This is a genomic window from Micromonospora deserti (assembly GCF_003236335.1).
GTDB classification, from domain to species: domain Bacteria; phylum Actinomycetota; class Actinomycetes; order Mycobacteriales; family Micromonosporaceae; genus Micromonospora; species Micromonospora deserti.
The window spans coordinates 1-1,830 of sequence record NZ_POUB01000484.1; the positions used below are offsets into that span (position 1 = coordinate 1).

Here is a 1,830-nt window from a genome sequence, read left to right on the forward strand (position 1 = left end):
GGTGGGGGTCAGTGGGTGGGGTGGGTGCGGAGGGTGCGGAGGCGGTGCAGGATGTCCGTGCCGCCGCGGCCGAAGTGGTCGTGCAGGCGGCGGTACTCGGCGTACAGCTCGGCGTAGGCGGCCGCCCGAGCCGGGTCGGGGTGCCAGGTCTCGCGCCGGGCGGCGCCCATCGCCGCCGAGGCGGCCGGCACGTCGGGGTACGCCCCGGCGGCCACCGCCGCGTGGATCGCCGCGCCCAGCGCCGCCGGGTGCGCGGAGTCGACCACGTGCAGCGGCCGGTCGAGCACGTCGGCGTAGATCCGCAGCAGCAGCCGGTTGCCGGTCAGCCCACCCGCCACGGTCAGCTCGTCCACGGCGATCCCGGCGGCGGTGAAGGCGTCGACGACGGTCCGCGCGCCGAACGCGGTCGCCTCCAGCAGCGCCCGCCAGATCTCCTCCGGTCGGGTGGCCAGGGTCAGCCCCACCAGCACCCCACTCAGCTCGTGGTCCATCAGCACCGACCGGTTGCCGCTGTGCCAGTCCAGCGCCAGCAGCCCGTGCCCACCCACCGGTTGGTCCGCGGCAAGGGAGTCCAGCAGCTCGTACGGGCTCACCCCGAGGTCGCGGGCCCGCTGCGCGTACCCGGCGGGCAGCGCGTGGGTCACGAACCAGGCGAAGATGTCGCCCACCCCGCTCTGCCCGGCCTCGTACCCCCAGGCGCCATCGGTCACGCCGCCGTCGACCGCGCCACAGATCCCGGGCACCTCGTGGTACGCGTCCGCGTTCATGATCAGGCAGGTGGAGGTACCTAGCACGGCGAGCATCCGCCCCGGCTCCACCGACCGGGCCGCCGCCGCGGTGACGTGCGCGTCGATGGCGCCGACCGCGACGGCGACGCCCACCGGCAGGCCGGTCCACCGGGCCGCCTCGGCGGTCAGCCCGCCGGCCCGGGCGCCCAGCGGGGCGAGCGGGCCGTCCAGGCGCGGCAGCAGCCCATCCAGCCGCGGGTGCAGCGCGCGGAGGAACTCCGCCGACGGGTACCGGCCGTCCTGGCGCAGCCCCTTGTAGCCGGCGGCGGCGACGTTACGGACCTCCCGGCCGCAGAGTTGCCAGACCAGCCAGTCCGCCGTCTCGATCCAGCGCTCGGCCCGGTCGAAGACCACCGGGTCCTCCTCCAGCACCTGCATCGCCTTGGCCAGCTGCCACTCGGCGGAGACCCGGCCGCCGTAGCGGCGCAGCCAGGGCTCCCCCCGGTCGGCGGCCAGGGCGTTGATCCGCTCGGCCTGCCGCTGCGCCGCGTGGTGCTTCCACAGTTTCGGGTACGCGTGCGGGCGGCCGGCCAGGTCGGGCAGCTCGCACAGCGGGGTGCCGTCGGCGCGGGTGGGCAGCATCGTGCAGGAGGTGGCGTCGAGGCCGATGCCGACCACGTCGGCCGGGTCGATCCGCGCGGCGCGCAGGGCCGCCGGCACCGCCGTCCGGAGCACCTCACGGTGGTCCTCGGGGTGCTGCAACGCCCAGTCCGGTGGCAGCGGCGTCCCGTCGGGCAGCCGGTCGGTGATCACTCCGTGCTGGTACGGGTGCACCGCCTCGCCGAGCACGGCGCCACCGGCGACGTCGACCACCACGGCCCGACCGGAGAGGGTGCCGAAGTCGATCCCGACCACGTACCGGGGACGCCCGGCTGCCGGCTGCGCCACTGCTCCTCCTCCCGCCCGGGGCTCCGGCGCCCGCGTCGGGCGCGCGGCGAACCCGCGGCGGGAGGCAACGCTAGCAACACCGCCGGGTGGACGACAGGCTGCCGGCGGGTGAACCGGCCGGCCCCGCCGAGCCCGAGGCGGGACGGGGCGGGGC

The 1,830-nt window shown here is 76.8% G+C and carries 1 protein-coding gene; it reads right to left on the minus strand.

All coding sequences use genetic code 11. From position 1 onward, the window contains the following. Nucleotides 1-8 precede the first annotated feature (8 nt). Nucleotides 9-1,676, minus strand: a complete 1,668-nt coding sequence (araB, locus tag C1I99_RS31380) for a ribulokinase (protein ID WP_111137750.1) — start codon at nt 1,674-1,676, stop codon at nt 9-11. Nucleotides 1,677-1,830 lie beyond the last annotated feature (154 nt).